Origin of the sequence: Paenibacillus sp. UMB4589-SE434, from assembly GCF_030226685.1 — a bacterium.
Lineage (GTDB): Bacteria > Bacillota > Bacilli > Paenibacillales > Paenibacillaceae > Paenibacillus_B.
Map to the genome: position 1 here is coordinate 1 of NZ_JASOYK010000033.1, position 254 is coordinate 254.

The 254-nt window shown below is 50.4% G+C and carries 1 rRNA gene; it reads left to right on the top strand.

The features are described 5' to 3' along the window. Nucleotides 1-180: 180 nt before the first annotated feature. Nucleotides 181-254 (top strand): 5S ribosomal RNA (rrf, locus tag QP775_RS25640); the annotation flags it as partial.

Below are 254 nucleotides of genomic sequence, written 5' to 3' on the forward strand. Positions count from 1 at the left end.
GCTGACGAATACTAATCGGTCGAGGGCTTATCCTAATCATTCTAAGTAGAGCATGTACACTTCGCATTCAGTTTTCAGGAAGCAAGATTCATTACGATTGACAAGCTCAGTCAAGATGAAAGCATTCAGCACTTGGCGGTGCTGACCTGAACAATGTTCGGCACTTAGGTACCGAATCTGTTTGGTGGCGATGGCGGAGGGGTTCCACGCGTACCCATCCCGAACACGACCGTTAAGCCCTCCAGCGCCGATGG